Genomic DNA, 24,971 nt, shown 5'->3' on the forward strand with positions numbered 1-24,971 from the left:
CATTGCGCGGCGCCGGCACCAAATGCCGGGAGTGTAGCGGCGGGCTGGCCTACTGAAAGGCGGTCTCCGTGAAGGAGCGCAGCTTGCGGGAATGCAGGCGCTCGGGCGCCATCCCGCGCAATAGCTCCAGCGCCCGGATGCCGATCTCCAGGTGCTGGTTGACCTGCCGGCGATAAAAGGCGCTGGCCATGCCCGGCAGCTTCAGCTCCCCGTGCAGGGGCTTGTCCGAGACACAGAGCAAGGTGCCATAGGGCACCCGGAAGCGAAACCCATTGGCCGCGATGGTGGCCGATTCCATGTCCAGGGCGATGGCGCGCGACTGCGCGAAACGCTGCACCAGCTCGCCCTGGTCGCGCAGCTCCCAGTTGCGGTTGTCGATGGTGGCCACGGTACCGGTGCGCATGATGCGTTTGAGGTCCCAGCCCGACAGGCCCGCCACTTCCTGCACGGCCTGCTCCAGCGCCACCTGCACTTCGGCCAGCGGCGGCACCGGGACCCAGGTCGGCAGGTCGGCGTCCAGCACATGGTCGTCGCGCACATAGCCGTGCGCCAGCACATAGTCGCCCAGACGCTGCGAATCGCGCAGTCCGGCGCAATGCCCCAGCATCAGCCAGGCATGCGGACGCAGCACGGCGATGTGGTCGGTGATGGTTTTGGCATTGGACGGCCCCACGCCGATATTGACCAGCGTGATGCCCGAGTGGTTGGGGCGGATGAGATGATAGGCCGGCATCTGCGGCAGGCGCTGCCCCGGATCGGCGGGCGAGGCGGTCTCGCCGCGCCGGGTGATGCGGTTGCCGGGCTCGACCAGGGCGTCATAATCGCCGCCGCCTTCGGCCATCAGGGCGCGCGCGCGCACGCAGAACTCATCCACGTAGAACTGGTAATTCGTGAACAGCACGAAATTCTGGAAGTGCAAGGGCGCGGTCGCCGTGTAGTGCTGCAGGCGGTGCAGCGAATAGTCCACGCGCGTGGCGGTAAAGGGCGCCAACGGATGCGGCTCGCCGTCGCGTCCGCGCCAGGAGCCGTTGACGATGGCGTCATCGGTGACCGCCAGGTCGGGCACGTCGAACAGATCGCGCAGCGGCCGCTTCAGGCTTTCCAGATGCTCGCCCTCCACATAGGCGCCCTCGGGAAAGGCGAAATGCAGGGGGATGGGCATGTCCGACTCGCCCACCTCGACCGGCACGCCGTGGTTCTGCAGCAGCAGGCCGATCTGTTCGGCCAGGTAGTCGGTGAACAGCGCCGGCTGCGTGATCGTGGTCTGGTAGCGGCCCGGCTCGGCGACGTGCCCATAGGACAGCCGCGAGTCGATCAGGTCATACGTCTGCACGGAGATCCGCAGGGCGGGGTAGCAGGCCCGCACGCGGCCGCTCGGGCCGCGCCCATGCAGCACATCCTGGAAGGCCTGGCGCAAAAAAGCCGTATTGCGGTCGTAGATCTCGGTCAGGCGCTCGACGGCGGCGCGCGCATCATCGAAGCGTTCAAAGGGGATGGGTTCCGGACGGTAGAGATTGGCTGCTGAATAGACTGCACTCATGGCTCTCTTTCCCTGCTGCCGCGCGGCCGGGACGGCGCGCGTAGCCGATTATGCCGCATTGGCGCCGCCCCGCCCGGCGCAGCGGCACATCGGGCAACAAAAGTCCTGCAGCAGATGAAAGATGTAATGAAATACTATTTCATTCCCATCCGCGGCTTGCTGCTGTTATGGTTGCGCCTTGCCGCCGGCTTACACGTAAGAGACAGGTTCTCTGTAGCCATCCGTCCACACTTTGCTTTCTAAAGTGCCGCATGACTCCTCCCACGCGAAAAGTCCGCCGACAATGGCCCTCGTTGTCTGCTTTGTTCTGCGCCCCCTTGCTGGCGCTATGTTTTTCCGGCGCGGCCCAGGCCTCGCTGCACCCCACCGCCCTGGGCACGCTGCAAGGCCTGAGCCTTGCCAATGAAGCCACCGTGCCCACGCTGCGCGACCGCATCGTCCAGGCTGGCCTGGACAAGATCGGCACGCCCTACAGCTGGGGCGGCGACGATCCCGTCGATGGTTTCGATTGCAGCGGGCTGGCCCTGTTCGTGTTCCGCGAAACGGCCGGCATCGAGCTGCCGCGCACCTCGCGCGCGCAGCGTCAATCGGGCAACAACGTCAACCGCCGCCAGCTGCGCCCGGGCGACCTGGTGTTCTTCGCGACCAATCGCCGCGGCGTGACCTCGCACGTGGGCATCTATATCGGCCAGAACCAGTTCGTGCACGCGCCCTCGCGCGGCGCCAAGGTGCGCGTCGACAAACTGGACAACGGCTATTGGGCCAAGCGCTACGTCGGCGCGCGCAGCTATGTCGACGACCGCCCCGCGCCGCTGCTGGCCCAGAACGCCGGCTGACACGGGGCGCGCCGCCCTCAGCCGCGGCCCACGAAAGGCATGTTGGTGGCCATGATGGTCATGAACTGCACATTGGCGTCCAGCGGCAGCTGCGCCATGCCGGCCACGGCCTGCGCCACATGGGCGACGTCCATGCGCGGCTCCACGCGGGTCGAGCCATCCGCCTGCAGCACGCCCTTGGCCATGCGCTCGGTCATGTCGGTGGCGGCATTGCCGATATCGATCTGGCCGCAGGCAATGCCATAGGCGCGGCAATCCAGCGAAATCGACTTGGTCAGGCCGGTGACGGCATGCTTGGTCGCGGTATAGGCGATCGAGTACGGCCGCGGCGCATGCGATGAAATCGAACCATTGTTGATGATGCGCCCGCCACGCGGGCTTTGCGCCTTCATGAGGCGGATCGCCGCCTGGGCGCACAGGAACATGCCGGTCAGGTTGGTGTCGACCACCGAGCGCCACACGTCCACGGGCAGGTCTTCGATGGGCACGGCCGGCGCGTTGCGCCCGGCATTGTTGAAGAGCACGTCCAGGCGGTCGTACTCGCGCTGGATCTCGTCGAACAGGGCGCGGACATCCGCCTCCTGCGTGACGTCGGTCGGCACGACCAGGGCGCGCACCCCGTCCTCGCCGGCGGCGATGCGTGTCTGCTCCAGGGGTTCGCGGCGCCGGCCGGCCAGCACCACCTTGTAGCCCTGAGCCAAAAACTCCAGCGCCACTGCCCGGCCGATGCCGGTTCCCGCGCCGGTGACCAGCGCCACCCGGGAACCGGGCGTGTCGTTCGATTGCATAAGCTTCTCCCGCAAGATTCGCAATGCCGGAATCCTAACCCAAACCCCGTCCCCGGATTGAAAGCGGGCGTGACGGAATCCTCGCATGTCCGGACCGGGCCGATGGACACGCGCCGCCCGGCCAGGCGCCCGATTTGCTATGCTTCGTCTCTCGTACCGTGCGTTTCTCTTCCATGTCCGCTCATTCCGGCAATGTCTTCATGGTCGTCGCTCCCAGTGGCGCCGGCAAATCCAGCCTGGTCCGGGCCCTGCTCGACCGCGACCCGTCCATCACGCTGTCCGTCTCCGCCACCACCCGCGCTCCGCGCCCGGGCGAACAGGATGGCCGCGAATATCGTTTTGTCACCAAGGAAACCTTCGCCGCCCTGCGCGAGGCCAACAGCCTGCTGGAGTGGGCCGAGGTGCACGGCAATTTCTATGGCACGCCGCGCGACCTGATCGACGAGGCCACCGCCGCCGGCCGCGACGTCCTGCTGGAAATCGACTGGCAGGGCGCGCGCCAGGTCAAGCAGCGCTACCCCGAGGCCATCGGCATCTTTATCCTGCCGCCGTCGATCGAAGAGCTCGAAGCGCGCCTGAAGGCCCGTGGCCAGGATTCCGAGCAGGTGATCTCGCGCCGGCTGCTGGCCGCCGGCGGCGAAATCGCCCACGCGCCGGAATGCGAATATGTTATTATTAATCAAGAATTTAGCGTGGCCTTGTCGGAGCTGATGCAAGTCATCAGCGCCGCGCGGCTGCGTTTTTCGTCTCAGGCGGTGCGCAACGCCAGCTTGTTTGCGCAGCTCGGCATCCCCGCATCGCACTGAAACGCCCCGTTCCCAACGTCAGCATATCCAGGTAATTCCATGGCCCGCATCACTGTCGAAGATTGTCTGAACCAGATCCCCAACCGATTCAAGCTCACGCTGGCGGCGACCTATCGCGCCCGCGAGCTGGCGCAAGGCCATGCCCCGCGCCTGGACAGCAAGGACAAGCCGACCGTGACCGCGCTGCGTGAAATTGCCTCCGGCCTGACCGGCCTGGAAATGCTGCGTAAAGTCCCGACCTGAGCCCGGCCGGGGAGGCGGCTAGCATGGCTTTTCCCGGACTGAAGTATGCCTCTTCAGGTCTACTCGCAGCGCTGCGCGCGGGCTCGCGCCTGGGCCGGCGCGGCGGCAAAAAGGCGCTAGTCAATGGCGGCCCCGCGCCCACGGCGGAGCAGGCCGCCGCCGTCGAAAACGCGGCCTCCCCCATCGCCTCCCTGGCGCCCCTGACCGAGATCATCAGCACCTATCTCGAACCCAAGGACGTCGAACGGGTGCGCGAAGCCTATCGCTTCGCCGACCAGGCCCACCTGGGCCAGTTCCGCGCCTCAGGCGCCCCGTATATCTCCCACCCCATCGCCGTCACCGAAATCTGCGCGGGCTGGAAGCTGGACGCCAATGCGCTGTCGGCCGCCCTGCTGCATGACGTAATCGAAGACCAGGGCGTCAGCAAGCAGGAGCTGGCCGAACGCTTCGGCCCCGAGGTCGCCGAGCTGGTCGACGGCCTGTCCAAGCTGGAGCGCCTGGACTTCGCGACCAAGGCGGAGCAGCAGGCCGAGAGCTTTCGCAAGATGCTGCTGGCCATGGCGCGCGATGTGCGCGTCATCCTCATCAAGCTGGCCGACCGCCTGCACAATATGCGCACGCTGGACGCGGTCAACCCCGAGAAGCGGCGGCGCATCGCCCGCGAGACCCTGGACATCTACGCGCCCATCGCGCATCGCCTGGGCCTGAACCTGCTGTTCCGCGAGCTGCAGGACCTGTGCTTCGCGGCCATGTATCCCAACCGTTACCAGGTGCTGTATAAGGCCGTGCTGGCTGCGCGCGGCAACCGGCGCGAGGTCATCAGCAAGATCGAGGACGCGGTGCGCGCCGCCCTGCCCGCCGCCGGCATCGAGGCCGAGGTCACGGGCCGCGAGAAAACGCTCTACGGCATCTACCGCAAGATGGCGGACCAGAAAAAGAGCTTCTCCGAGGTCCTGGACATCTACGGTTTTCGTGTCATCGTGCACACCCTGCCCGAGTGCTATCTGGCGCTGGGCACGCTGCATCAGCTCTACCGGCCCGTGCCGGGCAAGTTCAAGGATTACATCGCCATCCCCAAGGTCAATGGCTACCAGTCGCTGCACACCACGCTGGTCGGCCCCTATGGCACGCCGGTGGAGTTCCAGTTCCGCACGCGCGACATGCACCATATCGCCGAAGAAGGCGTGGCCTCGCACTGGCTCTACAAGGATGCCGACCTGACGCTCAACGAGCTGCAGAAACGCACGCACCAGTGGCTGCAATCGCTGCTGGACATCCAGAGCCAGACGGGCGACTCGGGCGAGTTCCTTGAGCACGTCAAGGTCGATCTCTTTCCGGATGCGGTGTATGTCTTCACCCCCCGCGGCAAGATCATCTCGCTGCCGCGCGGCGCCACGCCGGTGGACTTCGCCTACGCCATCCACACCGATATCGGCAACCAGGCCGTGGCCGCCAAGATCAATAGCGAGTTCGTGCCGCTGCGCACCGAGCTTGCCAGCGGCGACACGGTCGAAATCATCACCTCGCCGGCCTCGCGCCCGAATGCCCAGTGGCTCAACTACGTGCGCACCGGCCGCGCGCGCTCCGAGATCCGCCACTTCCTGCGCACGGTGCGCTATGAAGAATCGGTGGCCTTCGGCGAGCGCCTGCTGTCGCAGACCCTGCAAGAACTGCACCTGCCCATGCCGCCGGCCGACGACCCGGCCTGGAGCAAGCTGGCGCGCAGCACCGGCGCCAGTTCGCGCGACGAGATCCTGGCCGACATCGGCCTGGGCAAGCGCCTGGCCGCCGTGGTGGCGCGCCGCTTCGCCCCCGAACACGATCTGGTCGCCACCACCGCCGCGGCGGTGGACGAAATCACCTCGGCGCGCGCCGCGCCCATCCTCATCCAGGGCAACGAAGGCCAGGCCGTCCAGCTCGCGCCCTGTTGCGGCCCCCTGCCCGGCGACCCCATCATCGCCGGCATGCGCCTGGGCCATGGCCTGGTCGTGCATACGGCCGACTGCCCCGTGGCCATGCGCCAGCGCCTGCGCGAACCGGAGCGCTGGGTCACCGTCGCCTGGGACAAGCAGACCGCCAAGCACCTGCCCACCCGGCTGGACATCATCACCCGCAACGAGCGCGGCGTGCTGGGCCGCATCGCGGCCGAAGTCACGGCCGCCGACGCCAATATCGTCCATGTGACCATGCACGATGACGCCGTCTCCACGGTATCGCTGCACCTGACGGTGCAGGTCGACAGCCGCAAGCATCTGGCCCAGGTCATCCGCGCCATCCGGCACGTGCCCCAGGTCCAGAAGATCGTCCGCGTCAAGGGCTGAGGGCCCCCGGGGTGGCGCGCCGGCTTCAGGCCACGTGCTGCAGGAAATCCCTCAGGCGCTGGCTGGGCGGGTCGCTCAGCAAGGCTTCGGGCTTGCCGTCGTGCGCGATCTTGCCGCCGTCGATGAACAGCAGGCGGCTGCCGACCTTGCGCGCGAATTCCATCTCGTGCGTGACGACCACCATGGTCATGCCCTCTTCGGCCAGATCGCGCATGACCTTGAGCACTTCGTGCCGCAGCTCGGGGTCCAGGGCCGAGGTCGGCTCGTCGAACAGCATGAGCTTGGGCTTGATGGCCAGGGCGCGGGCGATGGCCACGCGCTGCTGCTGGCCGCCGGATAGCTCCGCCGGATAGTGGTCCATGCGCTCGGACAGGCCGACCTTGCCCAGCAGATCGCGGGCGATCTGGCGCGCCTCGTCCCGGCCCGCGCCCCGTGTATGCACCGGGCCGAACATCACATTCTCCAGCGCCGTCATCTGCGGAAAGAGATTGAACTGCTGGAACACCATGCCGGCCTCGCGGCGGATGGTGCGCACGTCCTCGGCCGAACCCAGCACGCTGATGCCATCGACGCGCAGATCGCCGCCGTCTATGGTTTCCAGCACATTGATGCAGCGCAGAAACGTCGACTTGCCCGAACCGGACGGCCCCACGACCACCACGACCTCGCCCACGTCGACATTGACCGTGATCCCGTCGAGCACGACCGAATCGCCGAAGCGCTTGATGACGTCCTTGAACTCGACCATGCTCATAGTATGCGCATCCTTTTTTCCAGCAGGCGCAGGCCCAGGGCCATCAGGCCGGTAAGAATCAGGTAGACGATGGCCACCGCCGACCAGATCTCGACCGCGCGGAAATTGCTGGCCATGATCTCCTGTCCCTGGCGCGTCAGCTCGGCCACGCCGATCACGATGAACAGCGATGAGTCCTTCAGGCTGATGATGCACTGGTTGCCCAGGGGCGGAATCATGCGCCGGAAGGCCACCGGCCCGATGATGTAGAACAGAATCTTCGAAAACGGCAGGCCCATGGCCTGTCCGGCTTCTTTCAGGCCGCGCGCCACCGACAGCAGCGAACCGCGCACGATCTCCGCGATATAGGCGCCCGAGTTGATGATGAGCGTGGCGATGGCGGCGGTCTCCGCCTCCACGCGCATGCCCGGCACCAGCAGCGGCAAGGCGAAGTAGATGAACATCACCTGCACGACGATGGGCGTGCCCCGTATCACGGCCACATAGACCTGCGCGATGCCGGAGACCAGCCTGGGCCCATAGGCCCGCGCCACGCCGGCCAGCGCGCCCAGGATGAAGCCCCCGACGAGCCCCCAGAGCGTGATCTTGACGGTCATCAAGGTGCCGTCAAGCAGATTGGGCAGTGCGTCCCAGATTACCGATACATCAAAATCCACGCTTCCCCCCTCCCGGCGGAAAAAACATGGCCGCTCGCGAAGCATGCTCCACGCGCGGCCACCGGTTTGTTCAGCGCAGGCGCATCAGGGCGCCTTGCCGAACCACTTGGTGTAGATCTTGTCGTACTCGCCATTGGCCTTGAGCGCGGCCAAGGCCTTGTTGACCTGCGGCACCAGCTCGCTGCCCTTGGGGAAGGCGATGCCATAGAAGTCGCCGCTCTTGACCGTGCCCACGACTTTCACGCGGCCCTTGCCCGCCGTATTGGCGTAGTACTGGACATTGGGCGTGTCGTGCACCGCGGCATCCACGCGACCGGTGGCCAGTTCGAGATAGGCGTTGTCGATATTGGGAAAGAGCTTGAGCTTGGCCTCGGGCACCTGGGCCTTGAGGAAGTCCACCGTCGCCGTGCCGGTCTTGACGGCCACCGTCTTGCCGGAGAGGTCCTTGGCGGCCTTGATGTCGTTGTTCTTGTCGGAGACCAGGATGGCCAGCCCGCTTTCGTAATAAGGGTCGGAAAAATCGATCACCTTCTTGCGATCGTCGCGGATCGTGATGCCGGCCAGCGCCGCGTCGATATTCTTGGTCTGCAAGCCCGGGATGATGCCGTTGAAATCCATGGGCTGCAGCCTGTACTTGAGGTTGAGTTCCTTGGCGATGGCCGCCCAGAGGTCGATGTCGAAACCGGTATAGGTGCTGCCCTGCTTGAACTCGAAGGGCACGAAGGCCGTATCGGTGGCCACGACCAGTTCCTTGCCCTGGGCCGAGGCGGTGGATATTGAACCGAACATCGTGGCGGACAGACCGATCAGGACGGCCGCGACTTTACCTTTGATCATGGTTTTCTCCTGTGGGTTCAACAGGCTGCGCCCATACCGCCAAGGTGAGCCGAGTCTGGGCGCCAGCCCGGGGCCCGAGGACGGACCGCGGCCTGGCTTGCGAACGATCTTAACGCAACCGTCCCCCGTGGCACAGCCATCGATCGAAATTACAATGGAAGCCCAGTCCCAATTCCCCGGGGAGCCGGCTGTGACGTTCAATCCCATCATCATCGAGGGCGGCCGGCAGCAGATCGGCCTGGAACTGGGCAAGCTGGCGCGCGCCATCATGCCCGCCTACCTGGATCAGAGCAGCACCTGGGCCGCCCTGCGCCCCTGGCGCGGCCATGCCTTCCTGGACGCGCTGGGCGAAGCCGCCAAGGCCGCCCTGCCGCACATCTGGCTGGAGCTCGAGGGCCTGGCCGAGGGGCTGCGCATGCCGCTCGAAGACGTGCTGCTCTGGAATTGCCGCGGCGACCTGCTGCGCAAATCCTCCGACGGCTGCACCTCGCTGGCCTGGCGCGGCGCCGACGGCGCGCGCTGGATGGCCCACAACGAAGACGGCGACCCCTATCTGCGCGGCCGCTGCCGCATCGTGGACGTGCGCCCGGAGGGCGCGCCCGGCTATGTCGGCTTTTACTACCCCGGTTCGCTGCCCGGCCATACCTTCGCCGGCAATCGGGCCGGGCTGGCGCAAACCATCAACAACGTGCGCGCGCGCCAGCGCCAGGCCGGCGTGCCGCGCATGCTGCTGGCCCGCGCCGTGCTGGATTGCACCGATCTGGACCAGGCCCTCGACCTGCTGCGCGACCTGCCGCGCGCCGGCGGCTTTCACCATATGCTGGGCTCGGCCCGCGACCGCCGCCTCTTCAGCGTCGAGGCCAGCCCGACGCAGTGCGCCATCCAGGAAATCAGCAAGGGCTACGCCCACGCCAACCACCTGCTGCACCCGGGCAGCCCGCCCCAGGTGATCACCGACTCATCCGCGGCGCGGCAGCGCCGCGCCGAGCAGCTGATGGACGGCTGGAGCGGCAGCGCCGGCGGCGGCGATCTGGTCACCGCCTTGCTGGATGCCAGCGGCGAGCTGCCCATCCTGCGCACCGACCCGCAGGACCCCGACGAAGAAAACACCCTCGCCACGGCGCTGTTCGAGTTGCGCGACGGGCGCCTGAGCCTGCGGGTCTATGACCGCGGGCCCGAGGCGGTGCTCAAGCTGGACATCCGCGGCGGCGATCAGGCCGGGCCATAACCGCCTCCTCCCGGGGTTTCGACCACGAAGACATCGCCGGCGGCCAGTTCGGTGCTGTCCTGCGGGCCCAGCTCGTCGATGCGGCCATCGGCGCGTTCGACATAGTTGCGGCCCATCCGGCCTTCGCCGCCCCCGGCCAGCCCGAAAGGGGCATACCGGCGGTTGTTGGACAGAATGGCCGCCGTCATGGGCTCCAGGAAGCGCACCCGCCGCACGCCGCCATCGCCGCCCCGATAGCGGCCGGCGCCGCCCGAGCCCTCGCGGATCTCATACGACTCCAGCCTGACCGGAAAGCGCAGCTCCAGCACTTCGGGGTCGGTCAGGCGCGAGTTGGTCATGTGCGCTTGCACCACCGAGGTTCCGGCAAAACCCTCGTCCTGCGGACCGGCCCGGTCGATACGCAAGGGACCGGCCCCGGTGCCGCCCGAGATGGTCTCGTAATACTGGTAGCGCGTATTGCCGAAGGTGAAGTTGTTCATCGTGCCCTGGCTGGCCGCCAGCACGCCCAGGGCCCCATAGAGCGCATTGACCACGCACATCGAGGTTTCCACGTTGCCGGCCACCACCGAGGCCGGCGGATTGGGACGCAGCATGGACGCCTCGGGGATGATGATCTCCAGGGGCTTGAGACAGCCCGCGTTCAGGGGGATCTCGTCATTGACCAGGGTGCGGAAGACATACAGCACCGCGGCCACCGAGATGGCGCCCGGGGCATTGAAATTGTTCTCCAGCTGCGCCGAGGTGCCGGTGAAATCCACCACGGCGCTGCGGGCCTCGCGGTCCACCTTGACCTTGACCTGGATCACCGCGCCGTTGTCCAGGGGATAGCGGTATTCGCCGTCCTTGAGCACCGAGATCACCCGGCGCACGGCCTCTTCCGCATTGTCCTGCACATGGCCCATATAGGCCCGCACCACGTCCAGGCCGAAGTGGTCGCACATGCGCAGCAGCTCCTGCACGCCCTTCTCGTTGGCGGCGATCTGCGCATGCAGGTCGGCGATGTTCTGGTCCGGGTTGCGCGCCGGCCAGCGGCCCGAGCCCAGGATGGCGCGCGCCTCGGCGTCGCGGAACTCGCCGTCGCGCACCAGCTGGAAGTTGGTGAACAACACCCCTTCGTCCTCGACCGTGCGCGAATCGGGCGGCATGGAGCCGGGCGTGGTGCCGCCGATATCGGCATGATGCCCGCGCGACCCCACGTAGAACAGGATGTCGCGGCCCTGCCGGTCAAAGACCGGCGTGATGACGGTGACGTCGGGCAAGTGCGTGCCGCCATGGTAGGGGTCGTTCACCACATAGGCGTCGCCCGGCTTCATGCGGCCCTGGTTGGCCCGCATGACCGTCTTGATGGACTCGCCCATGGACCCCAGGTGCACCGGCATATGCGGCGCATTGGCGATGAGATTGCCCTCGGCGTCGAAGATGGCGCAGGAGAAGTCCAGGCGCTCCTTGATGTTGACCGAATAGGCGGTGTTCTGCAGCCGATAGCCCATCTGCTCGGCGATCGACATGAAGAGGTTATTGAACACCTCCAGCATGACCGGGTCGGCCTGGGTGCCCACCTTGCGGCGCTCTACCCTGGCCTGCACGCGCTTGAGGACCAGATGGTCCAGCGTGCTGACCTCGGCCTGCCAGCCGGGCTCGACCACCGTCGTCTGATTGGGCTCGGAAATAATGGCCGGCCCGGCCATGACGTCGCCCGGCACCAGGTCCTCGCGCACGTAGAGCGGCGTATCGCGCCAGGCGCCGGCGCTATACATGCGCACCGAACCGCGGGCGGCCAGCGCACCCTGGCGATGGCGCGGGGCCACCGTCTCGGTGACGGTCTCGCCGCCGCCGGTGGCTTCGACCGAGATGGTCTCGACCACCAGCTCGCGCCCGGGCATGAGGAAGGAATAGCGTTGGCGATAGGCCGCCTCGAAGGCCGCCCGCGCCGCCTCGATGGGCCCATAGGGCACCTCCAGCGCCGTGTCCGTGCCCCGGTACTTCAGGTGCAGGCGGCGCTGCACCTTGATATCGGCCTCGGGCACATGCTGGCGCCGCAGTTCGCCCACCGCCTGCGCGGCCAGCGCCTCCAGCTCGCCGGCCAGGCTGTCCAGCAGCTCAGGCGTGAGCACCTGCTCGACGGTCTTCTGGCGCATATCGGTCTGGTCGGCCAGGCCCATGCCATAGGCCGACAGCACGCCGCCCAGCGGATGGGCGAAGACCGTGGTCATGCCCAGGGCGTCGGCCACCAGGCAGGCGTGCTGGCCGCCGGCGCCGCCGAAAGTCGTCAGCGCGTACTCGGTGACATCGTGGCCGCGCTGCACCGAAATACGCTTGATGGCCTCGGCCATATTGCCGACGGCGATCTCCAGAAAGCCTTCGGCCAGCTGTTCGGCCGTCATGGCGCGCCCGGTCGCCGCCCTCACCGCTTCGGCCAGGGCCTCGAACTTGGCGCGCACCACTTCGGCGTCCAGCGCCTCATCGGCCTGCGGCCCGAACACGCGCGGAAAGAAGGCCGGCTGTATCTTGCCCAGCAGCACGTTGCAGTCGGTCACGGCCAGCGGCCCGCCCCGGCGATAGCAGGCCGGACCCGGATTGGCCCCGGCCGAATCGGGCCCCACGCGCAGGCGCGCGCCATCAAAGTGCAGGATGGAGCCGCCGCCGGCGGCCACGGTGTGGATGCTCATCATGGGCGCGCGCATGCGCACCCCCGCCACCCGGGTCTCGAACTCGCGCTCGAACTCGCCGGCATAGTGCGAAACATCGGTGGACGTACCGCCCATGTCAAAGCCGATGATGCGGTCAAAGCCGGCCAGCTCGCTGGTGCGCACCATGCCGACGATGCCGCCGGCCGGCCCGGACAGGATGGCGTCCTTGCCACGGAAGCGGTGCGCGTCGGTCAAGCCGCCGTTGGACTGCATGAACATCAGCCGGATGCCCGGCAGTTCCGAGGCCACCTGGTCCACATAGCGCTGCAAGATGGGAGACAGATAGGCGTCCACCACCGTCGTATCGCCGCGCGACACAAACTTGATGAGCGGGCTGGTCTCATGCGAGACCGAAATCTGCGTAAAGCCGATCTCGCGCGCCAGGGCCGCGGCGCGCTGCTCGTGCGCCGGCGTCTTCCAGGCATGCATGAAGACGATGGCCAGGGCGCGTATGCCGCGGTCATAGGCCTGCTGCAACGAGGCGCGCAGGCCGGCCTCGTCGAGGGCGCGCACTTCGCTGCCATCGGCGGCCAGCCGCTCGTCGGCCTCGACCACCTGTTCATAGAGCATTTCCGGCAGCACGACATGGCGGTCGAACAGGCGCGGACGGTTCTGGTAGGCGATGCGCAAGGCATCGCGAAAGCCGCGCGTGGTCACCAGCAGGGTGCGCTCGCCTTTGCGCTCCAAGAGCGCATTGGTGGCGACCGTGGTGCCCATCTTGACGCACTCGACCTGCTCGGCGGGCACGGCCTGCCCGGGCGCCAAGCCCAGAAGCTTGCGGATGCCGGCCACGGCCGCATCGCGATATTGCTCGGGGTTTTCGGAGAGCATCTTGGCCGTCACCAGGCTGCCGTCCGGGCGGCGGCCGACGATGTCGGTAAACGTGCCCCCACGGTCGATCCAGAATTGCCACTTCATAGAAACCTCAGCAAAAAGTCAGGTAAAGGAGAAAACCGCTCAGAGAGACGTCGCCGCCCGCGCGGCCTGGTCATACAGGCCGGACAGGGCGCGCAGGGTATTGGCCAGCTGCCGCGTGAACTCCAGGCCGCCGGCGTTGGCCTCCATGCCGTCGAGCAAGCATTGCTCGCGGATGGTGGCGTAGCGCTTGATATGCCCGGCGCCCAGTTCGGTCACGCTGTAGAACACTTCCTTGCCGCTGCGGTCGCCGCGCACCAGGCCCTGGCGCTCGAGCTTTTTCAGGGCGTAGTTGATGATGTGCGTGTCCTCGACATTGAGCGTGAAGCAGATGTCGGCCAACTTCTTGGGGCGCTGGCGGTGATAGACGTGGTGCAGCACCATGACATCGGTGGCGGTCAGGTCCGGCAGGCCGGCGGCGGCCATGCAGCGCACCGTCCAGCGATCGAAGGCATGGCCGGCGATCATCAGGCCGAACTCGACCTCGGAAAGATCAGGCGCGCGTCCCGCGGCCAAATGCGCCGACGAAGCGATGAGATTCTCTTTCATGATGGCTCCGGCAAGATTCCGATGGAGCGAAATATTAATAATTTATCGACGTTTTCTCAACGAAAATCGGATTTTTTTAACGATAAAAAGGAGAGGGTTTTCCCCAGTCGCGTAAACGGCCCTCCCGTCCCCACAATGCGCACTTTGGAACTGCCCCGAAGCACAGCATGGCCTACTCCGACGTCATGGGCGAACTCTTCATCTGGACCGACATCGACCCCGCGCATGAGGCCGACTTCAACCGCTGGTACGACCGCGAACACATGGCCGAGCGGGCCGCCATCCCCGGTTTTGTCTGGGCGCGCCGCTACCGCGCCCGCCAGGCCGCGCCGCGCTACCTGGCCCTGTACCGCACCGACTCTCTTTCGGTCTTCGGCAGCGAAGCCTACCGCCAGGCCTTCTCCCAGCAGACGGCGTGGTCGCTGGCCAACTTCGGGCGCATGCGCAACACCCGCCGCCGCGTCATGGCGGTCACCCCCCTGGGCGGATATGGCACGGGCGCCATCCTGCTGCTGATTCCGCAAGCGCCGTCGCCCGCCGCGGTGCAAGCGCTGCTGGCCCTGGACGGCGTGCTGGGCCTGCGGCGGCTGACGCCCGACCCCGCCCTGTCCACCCCCTTGCCCTCCGAAGACGCCGCCACGCGCGTGCTGGCGCCGGTCTGCCTGGTCGAGGCCGCGACGCCCGAGGCCGCCCAGGCCGTCCTCGGCCAGCACCCCGACGCGCAGGTCTTCGACCTGCTCTGGGATCTGCAATCGGCCGAACTGTCAGCGCCCCGGGCACCCTAGGAATTACCCGCAAGCACCCTCCTCTTTTAGTCCTAAACCAATTCCGCCACCCTAGAATGCAACGGCCCCCGCGGCCGGTCCGTCCCGAGCGGCATCGCGAACCGCTCCTGTTCCATCCCCACACAAGAAGGACTTTCCATGTACAAAAAGCTCAGCTTGCTCGCCGGCGCTATCGTCCTGGCGTTCAGCGCCGGCGCCCAGGCCCAGACCAAATGGGACCTGCCCACCGCCTATCCGGCCAGCAACCTGCACGTCGAGAACCTGACGCAATTCGTCAAGGAAGTCGACGAACTCTCCGCCGGCAAGCTCAAGATCACGCTGCACAACAATGCCTCGCTGTATAAGGCGCCGGAGATCAAGCGCGCGGTCCAGGGCAACCAGGCCCAGATCGGCGAGATCCTCCTGAGCAACTTCGCCAACGAAGACCCCATCTATGAACTGGACGGCCTGCCCTTCCTGGCGACCGGCTACGAGGCTTCCTTCAAGCTCTACCAGGCGCAGAAGCCCTTTCTCGAGAAGAAGCTCAACTCGCAGGGCATGACGCTGCTGTACGCGGTCGCCTGGCCGCCGCAAGGCATCTTCGCCAATCGCGACATCAAGAAGGTCGCCGACATGAAGGGCCTGAAGTGGCGCGCCTACAGCCCGGTCACGGCCAAGATCGCCGAGCTGGCCGGCGCGCAGCCCGTCACCGTGCAGCAGGCCGAACTGGCCCAGGCCATGGCCACGGGCGTGATCGACTCCTATATGTCCTCCGGCTCCACGGGCTACGACACCAAGACCTACGAGTACATCAAGAAGTTCTACGACACCGAAGCCTGGCTGCCCAAGAACGCCGTCATCGTGAACAAAAAGGCCTTCGACGCCCTGGATCCCGCCACGCAGGAAGCCCTGAAGAAGGCTGGCGCCCAGGCTGAGGCCCGCGGCTGGAAGCTGTCCCAGGAAAAGAACACCTGGTACAAAGAGGCCCTGACCAAGAACGGCATGGAAATCGTCAAGCCCACGGTGGAACTCAAGGAAGGCCTGGGCGTGATCGGCAAGCGCATGCTGGATGATTGGCTCAAGAAGGCCGGCGCCGACGGCCAGGCCATGATCGCCGAGTTCCGGAAGCCCTGATATCCATGCGCCGTCTACTCGATACTCTGTACGGCGCGGCCGGCCTCTTGGCCGGCCTGTGCACCATCGGCGTGCTGGTCTCCGTGCTGGCCGCCATCATCGCCCGCCAACTGGGCCTGAATATCCCGGGCACCGACGCCTATGCCGGGTATTTCATGGCCGCGGCGGGCTTCCTGGCCCTGGCCAGCACATTCAAGCACGGCGAGCATATCCGGGTGACGCTGCTGCTGAACTCCTTGTCGCCGCTCAAGAGCCGGCGGCTGGATATCGCGGCGCTGGCCGTCGGGGTGCTCCTATCGGCCAGCTTCGCCTATTTCAGCGTCAAGCTCACCCACGACTCCTGGCTCTTCAATGACGTGTCGACGTCCAACGACGCCACGCCGCTGTGGATCCCGCAGATCTCGATGGCCGTGGGCACCGTGCTTTTCCTCGTCGCCATGATCGATGAACTGATCCGACGCCTACGCGGCCAGGCCGCCGCCACTTCGCAGCAAACCCATGAATGAAATCTTTGTCATCACCATGCTGGTCGTCTCCATCTTCGCCCTGCTCGCGGGCGGAGTCTGGGTCGGCCTGACGCTGGCGGGCACGGCCTGGATAGGGATGGAGATTTTCTCCAGCCGCCCGGCCGGCGACGCCATGGCCGTCACCATCTGGGGCGCGGCCTCGAGCTGGACCCTCACTGCCCTGCCGCTCTTTCTGTGGATGGGCGAAATCCTGTTCCGCACGCGGCTCTCGGAAGACCTCTTCAAGGGCCTGGCGCCCTGGCTCAACCGCCTGCCGGGCCGGCTGCTGCATACCAATGTGATCGGCTGCGCCATCTTCGCGGCGGTCTCGGGCTCGTCGGCGGCGACCTGCGCCACCGTGGGCAAGATGACCATCCCCGAGCTCACGCGCCGCGGCTACCCCGAGGCCAAGATCCTGGGCACCCTGTCGGGCGCCGGCACACTGGGCCTGCTGATCCCGCCGTCCATCATCATGATCGTCTACGGGGTCGCGGCCGATGTCTCCATCGCGCGGCTCTTCATGGCCGGCATCTTGCCTGGCATCCTGCTGGCCCTGCTCTTCATGGGCTACATCGCCTGGTGGGCCATCCGCAACCCCAAGGAAGTCCCCGCGGCCGATCCCGGCATGAGCCTGCGCCAGAAGCTGGCGCAATCGCGGCATTTGATCCCGGTGGTCCTGCTCATCGGCGCCGTGCTGGGCTCGATCTACACCGGCATCGCCACGGCCACCGAAGCGGCCGCGGTCGGCGTGGTGGGCGCCCTGGCGCTCTCGGCCCTGCAAGGTTCGCTGAACCGCTCGTCCTTCATGCAGTCGCTCATGGGCGCCACACGCCTGTACTGCATGATCGCCCTCATCCTGGCGGGCGCGCAATTCCTCACGCTGGCCATGGGTTATATCGGCCTGCCGCGCGCGCTGGCCGAATGGATAGGCGGACTGGGCCTGTCGCAGCTCGGCCTCATCATGGCGCTGATGGTGTTCTTCATCATCCTGGGCTGCTTCCTGGACGGCATCTCCATCGTGGTGCTGACCATGGGCGTGCTGCTGCCCACGGTGCAGGCCGCCGGCATCGATCTCATCTGGTTCGGCATCTTTATTGTGTTCGTGGTCGAGATGGCCCAGATCACGCCGCCGGTGGGCTTCAACCTCTTCGTGCTCTCGGGCATGAGCGGACGCGAGCTGCCCTATATCGCCCGCGCCTCGCTGCCCATGTTCTTCCTGATGATCCTGGCGGTGCTGATTCTCTACTACCTGCCCGGCATCGCCACCTGGCTGCCGCAGAACATGTAGCCCTGCCCCTAGAAGACGATGGAGGTATTGATGTACCACACCGGCTTCTTGGGCAGGGGCGACCACATCGGCTTGGCGTAGGTCGCCGACACATTCCAGTGGCGGGTGTTCACGCGCAAGCCGGCCGCCCAGCCCGCGATGTTCACCGCGCGGGCGCCTTCGTTGTTGTTCTTGAGTACGCCGGCGTCCAGGCCCACGAAGGGCGTGACGCGGACGCCGCCAAACCAGGGCAGGCTCATGGGCGCGGAGACCGTATTGGACAGATAAACGCCTTTGTCGCCGCTTTGCGAAGTCATGCGGCTGAAGCCGCGCACGGTGTACTCGTCACCCAGCGTCAGCTGATAGCTGTTGAGCAGCATCTGGCGCGAGTACTGGAAACCCAGCTGGGACTGCACCGTCAGCAGCTGGCCGCCGGGCGCGAAATCGGCCTGCCACGACAGGATGCCGTTGACCCGGGAGGCATAGGCATTGGCGTGGGTCGGGCTGAAGGCCGAATACTGGCCCTGGTTCATGCCCAGGCCGCGGTTCCAGGACAGGTCCGCGAACATGGCGTGCCGCCCGTGCTGTTTGCTCCACTGCATCCCCAACGTGCCATCGCTGTAGTGCTTGCTGCTGATGGCGAGCAAATGGCCGGCCAGGTAGTTTTTGTTCTGGCGGGTTTTCAGGCCGCCATACAGGCTGAATTGCGTCGTCGCATCGCGGTAGACGGTGCGCGTGACCCGCAAGCCCAGGTGGCGTGAATTCCCGGCCGACTGATAGGCCAGGCCATGGGCCCGCAACAGGTTTTTATAGCTGCTGTAGCCGGCCTGCAAGTCGATGCGGGTGTAGCCCAGCGGAATACGGTAGGCCAGGTCATAGGTTTCTTCTCCATCGTGGGCCGCGTCGCCAAAATAGCGCCGGCTGGTGAACAGGTTGAGCGTGTCGTTGATGCCCAGCAGATCGCCCATGGCCACCGAGACGTTGTATTTATCGCGTCCACGCTGGGGCGTGCCAAGGCCGGAATTGTCCCGCCCCACCGAAAACCGCGCCCAGGCCGCGCGCTGCACCGTCAGGTCGAGGTAGGAGTAGCCGTACTCTTCCGCCGGGGCGATGGTGACCGTGACCTGTTTGAAGCCGTTGTTCATGTTCTCGATGGCCTGGTCCATATCCCGGATGTTGAGAACGGCCCCCTGCCAGTTGGGCATGGCCCAAGCCACCATGGTGCGGTCGCGCCACGCCTCGACCGGCTTGCCGTCGATGCGCCAGCCCTTGATACGCCCCCAGTTGACGTGCAGCTGCAAACGCCCTTGCACCACGGCCGGCTTGCCCAAGGCGATATTGGAAGTGACATAGCCCAGTTCGTACAGCCGCCCTATCAACTGGCGAACCAGGTTGAATATGCCTTGATTGCCAAGTGGACGATGCAGATAGGAGGCCACCAGGGACTCGGCATCGAACAGGCTGGGCTGCGGCCCGAAATCCAGATCGACGCCACTGAGCGTGACGGTATGCCCCGGTTCGGTGATATCCGGCTCGGCCGGTAGCTCGGGCGCCTCAAGTCGGGTGCCGGGCGGCTGGGTCAAGGCACGGTCGATCAGCCGCTGCTGTTGCTCGCGCTCGAGGCGGTTCTGTTCGATGTTCAGGTCCCGTTGGCCGGGGGTGAGCGGCTGCTGGCCGGAAGGAGGCAGCCAGGGATGGGCGTGCTGGGCCATGGCCGACCAGGCCGGCAGCGACAAGGCCAGCGCCAGCGCAAGGCGCGCCCCACACGAAAAAGTAGTCTTAGTCATAATTGAGCGTAAAGGTATAGACGACCTGCAAGGGGCCGACGTTGATATCGCGGCGGGTCTGGTAGTAGCGGGCGCGCAAGGCGATGGGGATGTTCACGACGTCGCTGGAGGCCACGGCCTCCGCCAGGGGGCGAACCGACGAAAAGTCCCAGGGAACATCGCCGCTGGCGTCCTTGAGCAGCTGCACGCCCACGCCCTTGGTGTCGGCGACATCGGCCAGGCCCAAGCCCGCCACCGAGGCATCCGCGTGGCGCGGCGTGATGGAGAACTTCACGCTGGGCGAGCCATAGCAGGTGATAGGCACCTCGAAGGGCGTTTCGGCCAAGGTGCTCCCGACGCCGCCGAACTCGCTGCGCCGCACCCGCGGCAAGCTGCGAACGACATTGCTGTAGTTGCAGCCCTGCGCCATGACGGACAGCGCCGTGCCGTGCGACATGTCCACCGTGCTGATGCCCACGACCTTGGCCTCGGACGTCCCGTAGCGGACCACCCACTTCACCGTGAACAGACCGAAGTATTGGCCCACGAGCCTCCGTCCGGGCGTGGTTGTCTGGGCGACCTTGGCCAAACGATAGGTCAGGCTCTGCGTGTCGGGCGTCCGGAGCCGGATCTTGCCGTCGTCAAAGAAATAGTTGACCTCGCCGTCAGTGCCGATCACCCATTCCTTCTGGCCGGGCGCGAGCGTCTGGCCATTGGCGGTTTCCACCTGCAGGGCGACACCGATGGCGTCGGTAATGCTCGGCAGGCGGATCATCACGCCGTAGGGACTGTCGATCTGCGGATACTGCGGGCTGGCGGTCAGGACAAGCGCCACGGGTTCGCCGTCCATGCTTTCGGCGAGGTCAGGATCTCCGGTGTCATATTCACAAAACGCCGCCAGAATGCTGTTACTGCCTGTTGGCGGACTGAGCTGCGTGCCTAGCGGCATGTCGGGCGTCACGCGGACTTCGGTGCCTGCCAGGGTGGTGATGAAATTGCTTTTCGTGGAGCAGTTGGCGGGCGGCGCCTCGAAGGCCGCCTGCGCCGGCCCTGCCCAGGACAGCATGGCCAGGCACAGGGGAATGGCCGGCGCCAAGCCGCGCCCAAGCAAACCAAGGGGATTCATGGTTGTTCCTCGCATTGCATGGCGATGACGGGCAGGCCGCCCTCGCCGGTTTTCGTGGTGTCGTCCAGGCGGTAAGGCCTGCGGCACACCGTGCCGTCGCTCAGCCGCGCGTGCAGCTCGCCTTCGGCGGGCAGGCCTCGCAGCAGGGCGCGACCGCCCTGCCCGGTCGTGCCCAGCGTGGCGCCCTGGCCGTCGGTGACCGGGCTGCCAAAGGGCAGACGCTCGCGCAGCGCATCGGCGATGACCAGCAAGGCCGAACGCTCGCGGCGCGTCTTGAACACCAAGGGCACGACGGCGCCGGCGCGCGGAATCGCCTCCTCCACCGTGGACTGCAGCTCGACGTCCAGGGAAAGGTTTTCGGGCGAGAGATGGACTTCGTTGTATGAATAGGGCGACAGGGGCACCAGGCCATAGCCATTGCCATCGACACTGGCATTGCTCATGTTGGCGATGGCCGCGCCTTCCGCCTCGCGCGCATCGATCAGGCCAATGCTGTCGGGCAGTATCTGGCCCAGCGTCACGCCGCCGCCATGCACCACGAGGCCACCGCTGCCATTGACCGAAACCTGCGTGCCCTGCGGCTGGCGGTTCAGCGCGCCGGCAATCTGCCCATAGCGCCCCTGGTAATTGGCATTCAGGCCATAGCTCAGGCTCTTGTCGGCGCTGCGCGTCACGTCCAGGCCGTATGACAACGCCCTCGACTCGCCCACCGTGGCGTCGTAGGAGACACGCTGCGTGTTGCCGCGGTTGCGCTCCTGCTGCAGGCTGGTCCGAAGGGTGCCCGAACTGCCGGAGATCGGGATCGCGAAGTTCAGCATCACCTGCTGGTCGCGGCCGAAGCTGCCGTTGCTGAACGAAGCCGTGAGCTGTACGCCCACCCCTTTGACGCTGGTGCCATATCCCAGCTCCCATTGCGTCTGCCTGGCCTCCGAACGCCAGTAGTTACGCAAGGCGCCGGACACATAGAGACTGCCGTAGCCGCCCAAGGGCTGGCTCAAGGCCAGGCTGAATTCGCCCCGGGGCCGCCCGGGCCGCAAGGTCGTGAAGCCACGCGCCAGCGTGTCGGCAAGCGTCCAGAATCCTTCGGAGGAGTAACGCAAGGTTGCCAGGCGCACGACGGTGCGCGTGGATTCCAGCGTCTTGCTGTAGGACAAGCGATAGCTCGTCCCAAGGTCGCTGCGCTGCCCCACCGGGCGGGCGTAGGCCCAGGTCGTATCCAGGCTGATCGCGCCCAGCGGCGTGTTGTAGGCGCCGCCCAGCGTCATGGCCGCATAGGTCTTGTCCGCGGCCAGGACGCCGCCATACAGGTTGACGCCGTCGTGCACGCCCCAGCGGCCGGTCAGCTGCGCCACCCAGGGTCTGACAGCAGTGTGCCGGTTGCCGGTATAGCGTCCGGCGCTGGCCGCGTACTGGACCTGACCCTTGCGAATCAGGCGCACCGCGTTGCCGAAGGGCACGGTAAAGCGATGCACGGCGCCATTGGACTCGGTGACAATCACCGTAAGATCGCCGCCATACCCAATCGGGGAATAATCGTCGATCGCGAAGGGGCCGGGCGCGACGCTGCCCTGATAGATCACACTATTGGCTTGCAGGATCTTGACCGTCGCCTGGCTGGCCGCCACGCCCCGGACCGTGGGACGGTACAGCCGCTCCGAATACGGCAGCATGGCCGGATCGGTCGACAGCATCACGCCGCGCATCTGATAGGGGCTGAAGTACTCCGAACCGGCAAAGATGTCGCCCAGCACCAGGCGAGCGCGCCATGACGGAATATCGGTCTGCAGGGTCGTACGCTGCGAACGGAAGGCGCTGCGCCCGCCCGCATGGCTGATCCAGGCGCTATTGCGCAGATACCAGCCGCCGATATTCAAGCCGCTGTCGAGCAGGCCGCTGAAGGACTGGAACGACGCGCCGTTGAAGTCATAACGGTTGTAGCTATAGCTATAGTTGCTGCGAAAGGCCGTAATGCCGGTCTGCCACTGGTCGGGCGAGATGTCGCGGTGATATCGATTTCGCACATAGGCCTGCGGCACGCTGATGGACAATTGTCCCGTCGCGAAATCAAAGCTCTCGACGCTATCGGGATAGATATCCTTGACGCTCACGCAGGCGCCGTCCGCCAGCGCCGCGCGCAACGCCGGGTCGAGCGCATCCAGATTGACGCCCAGCGTTTCCAACTGGCCCTGGTCCAGGCAGGCGAGCGCGTCCGCATACTCGGACGTAGAAGACGCTTGTTCGCGGAAACGGACCGTCATGGGCACGGCGCGCTGCTCATTGAGCAGGACCTCGACCTGGTGCAACCCGGGCTGCAGCACATTGCGCCGCGCGAAACGCCGCAGATCAGCCTGGCTGGCCGACCCCCACAGCATCCGGGGATCGAACTGCAGCTCGGCCTGAAGCTCCGGCGCCGCATGCGCGATCGGCGCGGCGACGGAAGCAGCCAGGGAGGCGGCCAGCGAGAGGCAAAGCCGCGAAGCCGTTGGAAAGCGATTGAAAACCATGATCACGCCGGGCCTGCTACTGCTTGCCCACCTCCTTCTCGAAGAAGTGGATGGCGCCCAGGTCGCTGATCGCGGCATAGCGCATCGTCGCCGGCTTGCCGCCACCCAGGTCCAGGGTTTCGCTGCCGAAGGGCGCGATCATCATGGCCGGATAGCGCTGCGTGGGACGGTCTTCGGGTCCATAGGCCAGCTCGCGAAGATTCACGTAGTAAGGCGTGGGATTCGCGACCTCCAACTTGCCGCCGGCCAGCGTCTTGAAACGCAGGTCCGCGGGCGCGCTCTCGGCCGAGCCGGCCAGGCCCTTGGGGCGGAAGAAGAGCTTGAGGCGGGAGCGCACACTGATCTGCAGGATGGCGCCCGCCTCTTCGTCGCTATCGACCTTGGGCGGCACATCCAATACGTTCAGCCAGAACAGCGATTCACGGTCTTGCGGCAGGGGCTGCCCGCCTTCGGTATGGAAAATGCGCAGGGCCTGGCCCTTGCCCGGTTCGACCCGGGCCAAGGGCGGCGTGAGGAAAAAGGGCACATTCATCTGATCCGGCGTGGCCTGGGCGCGGCCGTCATCGATCCAGGCCTGCATCAGCGAGGCCACGGCGCCGTCGTTCGTCAACTTGACGACGACTTCCGACGCACCGGCCTTGTAGACCACGCGGGTGCCTTCGACGACCAGGCTGGCCTGGGCGGAGGCGCCCAGGCCCAGGGCCAGGGCGCCAGCACACGCCCGCAGCGCCAGGCCGCGCCAGAAACCTGGCTTTCGGACAGACAAAAACTCTCCCTTGGCGCGCATCGTGCGCCGCTTAGAAATGTTCATGATCAGAATCCAGTCACAAGTGCCGTCCGCCATCGCAATGCGGCGGATACACGGCGCTTCAGAAAAGAGAGACCGCCGGAAAGGACCCGACGAGCCTCTCCGGGGTCAGGGATACATCACGGAAAACTGCACGGCAGTACCGACATGACTCGCGGCGATTGCTCCCGCCGATATTCGCTTGTAGCGAGCGATAAAACGCGCTGCGGTCTTGTTATCCGTCACTCGGAAGGTGTTGCCTGCAATCGCCTTTTGCACATCCGAGGTGCTGCCCATGGGGATCTGCACGCCGTCCAGGCCGGCGAGCTCGATGCGCAGATGGTCGTAGCGCGTGCCGGCCGCGCCGGCGCCAGGGATGGCGGTGCCCGCCGCCGCCAGCTGATACGGAATCAGGGTCTTGGAGGCGTAGTCGGTGGTGTGCCCAGGTTCGAAATAGATATGGACGTCCTGGCCGTTGATGGCGGCGGGACACTCGGTCAGGTTGATGTTGAACACCGTCGCGCCGGCCGTGTCGTTGACGTTCTTGATCGCCGCCGTGGAGATCTTGGGCAGCCGGACATTGATATTGGCCGGCGGCAGAGCGCCCTCGATCTTGCAGGTGGTGTCAACGATTTCACCGCGAATCGTGATGGTGCCGTCGGCGGCCTGCGCCGCCGCGGCCATGCCGACGAACGGAATCAGCAGCAAGGTCTTTCGCATGAAGTGCATGGTTTTTTCTTTGCGTAGGAGTTAAAGGGATTTCCCACATCCAAACGCAAACCAGAGACAGAAAAAACCAAAAACAGAGCACTCGTGTTTCAGTCTTTTGGCCTTGATTTGCAGGGAAATGAGATAAGAAGAATCCTATTGAGACCACGCGCATCCATCCATCAGCCAACACCTTTCAGTGCGTAGGAAATTTCCTATTGATGAGCAATGATCCGAGGACGGCCG

The 24,971-nt window shown here is 65.9% G+C and carries 21 protein-coding genes; 9 read left to right on the forward strand and 12 right to left on the reverse strand.

Annotated elements, in window-relative coordinates; all coding sequences use genetic code 11:
- Window positions 1-49: 49 nt before the first annotated feature.
- Window positions 50-1,540, reverse strand: a complete 1,491-nt coding sequence (locus L540_RS00255) for an AMP nucleosidase (protein WP_043209094.1) — start codon at window positions 1,538-1,540, stop codon at window positions 50-52.
- Window positions 1,541-1,791: 251 nt separating this feature from the next.
- Here L540_RS00255 and L540_RS00260 point away from each other — a divergent pair, with 251 nt between their 5' ends.
- On the forward strand, window positions 1,792-2,376 hold the full coding sequence (locus tag L540_RS00260) for a C40 family peptidase (RefSeq protein ID WP_043209096.1): 585 nt from the start codon (window positions 1,792-1,794) through the stop codon (window positions 2,374-2,376).
- 17 nt (window positions 2,377-2,393) lie between these two features.
- On the opposite strand, the gene L540_RS00265 is transcribed toward L540_RS00260, so the two are convergent.
- Window positions 2,394-3,164 carry an SDR family oxidoreductase gene (locus L540_RS00265; protein WP_043209100.1) on the reverse strand — a complete coding sequence of 257 codons (771 nt, stop codon included), beginning with the start codon at window positions 3,162-3,164 and terminating at the stop codon, window positions 2,394-2,396.
- 173 nt (window positions 3,165-3,337) lie between these two features.
- Here L540_RS00265 and gmk point away from each other — a divergent pair, with 173 nt between their 5' ends.
- From gmk to L540_RS00280, 3 genes are read left to right on the forward strand one after another with little or no spacing between them, the layout of a single operon-like run.
- Complete coding sequence (gene gmk, locus L540_RS00270) at window positions 3,338-3,970, forward strand: guanylate kinase (protein ID WP_082149495.1); 633 nt, start codon at window positions 3,338-3,340, stop codon at window positions 3,968-3,970.
- Window positions 3,971-4,009: 39 nt separating this feature from the next.
- Window positions 4,010-4,213 (forward strand): DNA-directed RNA polymerase subunit omega, encoded by a 204-nt coding sequence (gene rpoZ, locus L540_RS00275; RefSeq protein ID WP_003811126.1) that lies wholly within the window; start codon window positions 4,010-4,012, stop codon window positions 4,211-4,213.
- Between the two features lie 23 nt (window positions 4,214-4,236).
- Window positions 4,237-6,534, forward strand: coding sequence for a RelA/SpoT family protein (locus L540_RS00280; protein ID WP_043209105.1), 2,298 nt, complete (start codon window positions 4,237-4,239; stop codon window positions 6,532-6,534).
- Window positions 6,535-6,559: 25 nt separating this feature from the next.
- On the opposite strand, the gene glnQ is transcribed toward L540_RS00280, so the two are convergent.
- The 3 genes from glnQ to glnH all read right to left on the reverse strand — a co-directional run bounded on the left by glnQ (window position 6,560) and on the right by glnH (window position 8,781).
- The gene (gene glnQ, locus L540_RS00285; RefSeq protein WP_043209107.1) at window positions 6,560-7,288 is read right to left on the reverse strand and encodes a glutamine ABC transporter ATP-binding protein GlnQ; all 729 of its coding nucleotides are present in this window, start codon (window positions 7,286-7,288) and stop codon (window positions 6,560-6,562) included.
- Entirely contained in the window at window positions 7,285-7,944 is a 660-nt protein-coding gene (gene glnP, locus L540_RS00290; protein WP_043209109.1) for a glutamine ABC transporter permease GlnP, read from the reverse strand. The genes glnQ and glnP overlap by 4 nt, the downstream gene beginning before the upstream one ends.
- An 84-nt stretch (window positions 7,945-8,028) precedes the next feature.
- Window positions 8,029-8,781, reverse strand: a complete 753-nt coding sequence (glnH, locus tag L540_RS00295) for a glutamine ABC transporter substrate-binding protein GlnH (protein ID WP_043209111.1) — start codon at window positions 8,779-8,781, stop codon at window positions 8,029-8,031.
- A gap of 190 nt (window positions 8,782-8,971) precedes the next feature.
- On the opposite strand from glnH, the gene L540_RS00300 reads away from it, so the two are divergent.
- Window positions 8,972-10,009: a C45 family autoproteolytic acyltransferase/hydolase gene (locus tag L540_RS00300; protein ID WP_068945282.1), complete on the forward strand. Its 1,038-nt coding sequence runs from the start codon at window positions 8,972-8,974 to the stop codon at window positions 10,007-10,009.
- Here L540_RS00300 and L540_RS00305 read toward each other — a convergent pair.
- Both L540_RS00305 and L540_RS00310 read right to left on the reverse strand, forming a co-directional pair.
- Window positions 9,994-13,617, reverse strand: coding sequence for a hydantoinase B/oxoprolinase family protein (locus L540_RS00305; RefSeq protein ID WP_043209113.1), 3,624 nt, complete (start codon window positions 13,615-13,617; stop codon window positions 9,994-9,996). The two genes, L540_RS00300 and L540_RS00305, sit on opposite strands and share 16 nt — an antisense overlap.
- 39 nt (window positions 13,618-13,656) lie before the next feature.
- Window positions 13,657-14,163 (reverse strand): winged helix DNA-binding protein, encoded by a 507-nt coding sequence (locus L540_RS00310; RefSeq protein WP_043209114.1) that lies wholly within the window; start codon window positions 14,161-14,163, stop codon window positions 13,657-13,659.
- A gap of 167 nt (window positions 14,164-14,330) precedes the next feature.
- On the opposite strand from L540_RS00310, the gene L540_RS00315 reads away from it, so the two are divergent.
- The 4 genes from L540_RS00315 (at window position 14,331) to L540_RS00330 (ending at window position 17,855) form a co-directional block, all read left to right on the forward strand.
- Window positions 14,331-14,948, forward strand: a complete 618-nt coding sequence (locus L540_RS00315) for a DUF4286 family protein (RefSeq protein WP_043209117.1) — start codon at window positions 14,331-14,333, stop codon at window positions 14,946-14,948.
- A 138-nt stretch (window positions 14,949-15,086) separates the two neighbouring features.
- On the forward strand, window positions 15,087-16,061 hold the full coding sequence (locus L540_RS00320; protein ID WP_043209119.1) for a TRAP transporter substrate-binding protein: 975 nt from the start codon (window positions 15,087-15,089) through the stop codon (window positions 16,059-16,061).
- 5 nt (window positions 16,062-16,066) lie between these two features.
- Window positions 16,067-16,567 carry a TRAP transporter small permease gene (locus tag L540_RS00325; protein ID WP_043209120.1) on the forward strand — a complete coding sequence of 167 codons (501 nt, stop codon included), beginning with the start codon at window positions 16,067-16,069 and terminating at the stop codon, window positions 16,565-16,567.
- A complete protein-coding gene (locus tag L540_RS00330; protein WP_043209124.1) occupies window positions 16,560-17,855 on the forward strand; it encodes a TRAP transporter large permease in 1,296 nt (431 codons plus the stop codon). Before L540_RS00325 ends, L540_RS00330 begins: the two co-directional genes overlap by 8 nt.
- 8 nt (window positions 17,856-17,863) lie before the next feature.
- Here L540_RS00330 and L540_RS00335 read toward each other — a convergent pair whose 3' ends face one another.
- From L540_RS00335 to L540_RS00355, 5 genes are all read right to left on the reverse strand, one after another.
- Window positions 17,864-19,621, reverse strand: coding sequence for a ShlB/FhaC/HecB family hemolysin secretion/activation protein (locus L540_RS00335; RefSeq protein ID WP_231584717.1), 1,758 nt, complete (start codon window positions 19,619-19,621; stop codon window positions 17,864-17,866).
- Complete coding sequence (locus tag L540_RS00340) at window positions 19,614-20,726, reverse strand: fimbrial protein (protein WP_231584718.1); 1,113 nt, start codon at window positions 20,724-20,726, stop codon at window positions 19,614-19,616. The genes L540_RS00335 and L540_RS00340 overlap by 8 nt, the downstream gene beginning before the upstream one ends.
- A complete protein-coding gene (locus tag L540_RS00345) occupies window positions 20,723-23,230 on the reverse strand; it encodes a fimbria/pilus outer membrane usher protein (protein WP_109842440.1) in 2,508 nt (835 codons plus the stop codon). Before L540_RS00345 ends, L540_RS00340 begins: the two co-directional genes overlap by 4 nt.
- A gap of 16 nt (window positions 23,231-23,246) precedes the next feature.
- Window positions 23,247-24,041, reverse strand: a complete 795-nt coding sequence (locus tag L540_RS00350) for a fimbrial biogenesis chaperone (protein ID WP_043209427.1) — start codon at window positions 24,039-24,041, stop codon at window positions 23,247-23,249.
- A gap of 105 nt (window positions 24,042-24,146) precedes the next feature.
- Window positions 24,147-24,746 carry a fimbrial protein gene (locus L540_RS00355; RefSeq protein WP_231584719.1) on the reverse strand — a complete coding sequence of 200 codons (600 nt, stop codon included), beginning with the start codon at window positions 24,744-24,746 and terminating at the stop codon, window positions 24,147-24,149.
- Window positions 24,747-24,971 lie beyond the last annotated feature (225 nt).

The sequence above is a fragment of the Bordetella pseudohinzii genome (assembly GCF_000657795.2).
In the GTDB taxonomy this organism is placed as follows: Bacteria; Pseudomonadota; Gammaproteobacteria; order Burkholderiales; family Burkholderiaceae_B; genus Bordetella; species Bordetella pseudohinzii.

Bases quoted from the DNA above. Each gene is read 5' to 3' on its own strand.
- L540_RS00350 (WP_043209427.1), bottom strand. From the start codon at position 24,041: ATGAACATTTCTAAGCGGCGCACGATGCGCGCCAAGGGAGAGTTTTTG.
- L540_RS00280 (WP_043209105.1), top strand. From the start codon at position 4,237: ATGGCTTTTCCCGGACTGAAGTATGCCTCTTCAGGTCTACTCGCAGCG.
- L540_RS00330 (WP_043209124.1), top strand. From the start codon at position 16,560: ATGAATGAAATCTTTGTCATCACCATGCTGGTCGTCTCCATCTTCGCC.
- L540_RS00320 (WP_043209119.1), top strand. From the start codon at position 15,087: ATGTACAAAAAGCTCAGCTTGCTCGCCGGCGCTATCGTCCTGGCGTTC.
- gmk (WP_082149495.1), top strand. From the start codon at position 3,338: ATGTCCGCTCATTCCGGCAATGTCTTCATGGTCGTCGCTCCCAGTGGC.
- glnH (WP_043209111.1), bottom strand. From the start codon at position 8,781: ATGATCAAAGGTAAAGTCGCGGCCGTCCTGATCGGTCTGTCCGCCACG.
- rpoZ (WP_003811126.1), top strand. From the start codon at position 4,010: ATGGCCCGCATCACTGTCGAAGATTGTCTGAACCAGATCCCCAACCGA.
- L540_RS00355 (WP_231584719.1), bottom strand. From the start codon at position 24,746: ATGCACTTCATGCGAAAGACCTTGCTGCTGATTCCGTTCGTCGGCATG.
- L540_RS00305 (WP_043209113.1), bottom strand. From the start codon at position 13,617: ATGAAGTGGCAATTCTGGATCGACCGTGGGGGCACGTTTACCGACATC.
- L540_RS00310 (WP_043209114.1), bottom strand. From the start codon at position 14,163: ATGAAAGAGAATCTCATCGCTTCGTCGGCGCATTTGGCCGCGGGACGC.
- L540_RS00260 (WP_043209096.1), top strand. From the start codon at position 1,792: ATGACTCCTCCCACGCGAAAAGTCCGCCGACAATGGCCCTCGTTGTCT.
- L540_RS00335 (WP_231584717.1), bottom strand. From the start codon at position 19,621: ATGACTAAGACTACTTTTTCGTGTGGGGCGCGCCTTGCGCTGGCGCTG.
- glnQ (WP_043209107.1), bottom strand. From the start codon at position 7,288: ATGAGCATGGTCGAGTTCAAGGACGTCATCAAGCGCTTCGGCGATTCG.
- L540_RS00345 (WP_109842440.1), bottom strand. From the start codon at position 23,230: ATGGTTTTCAATCGCTTTCCAACGGCTTCGCGGCTTTGCCTCTCGCTG.
- L540_RS00325 (WP_043209120.1), top strand. From the start codon at position 16,067: ATGCGCCGTCTACTCGATACTCTGTACGGCGCGGCCGGCCTCTTGGCC.
- L540_RS00315 (WP_043209117.1), top strand. From the start codon at position 14,331: ATGGCCTACTCCGACGTCATGGGCGAACTCTTCATCTGGACCGACATC.
- L540_RS00255 (WP_043209094.1), bottom strand. From the start codon at position 1,540: ATGAGTGCAGTCTATTCAGCAGCCAATCTCTACCGTCCGGAACCCATC.
- L540_RS00340 (WP_231584718.1), bottom strand. From the start codon at position 20,726: ATGAATCCCCTTGGTTTGCTTGGGCGCGGCTTGGCGCCGGCCATTCCC.
- L540_RS00265 (WP_043209100.1), bottom strand. From the start codon at position 3,164: ATGCAATCGAACGACACGCCCGGTTCCCGGGTGGCGCTGGTCACCGGC.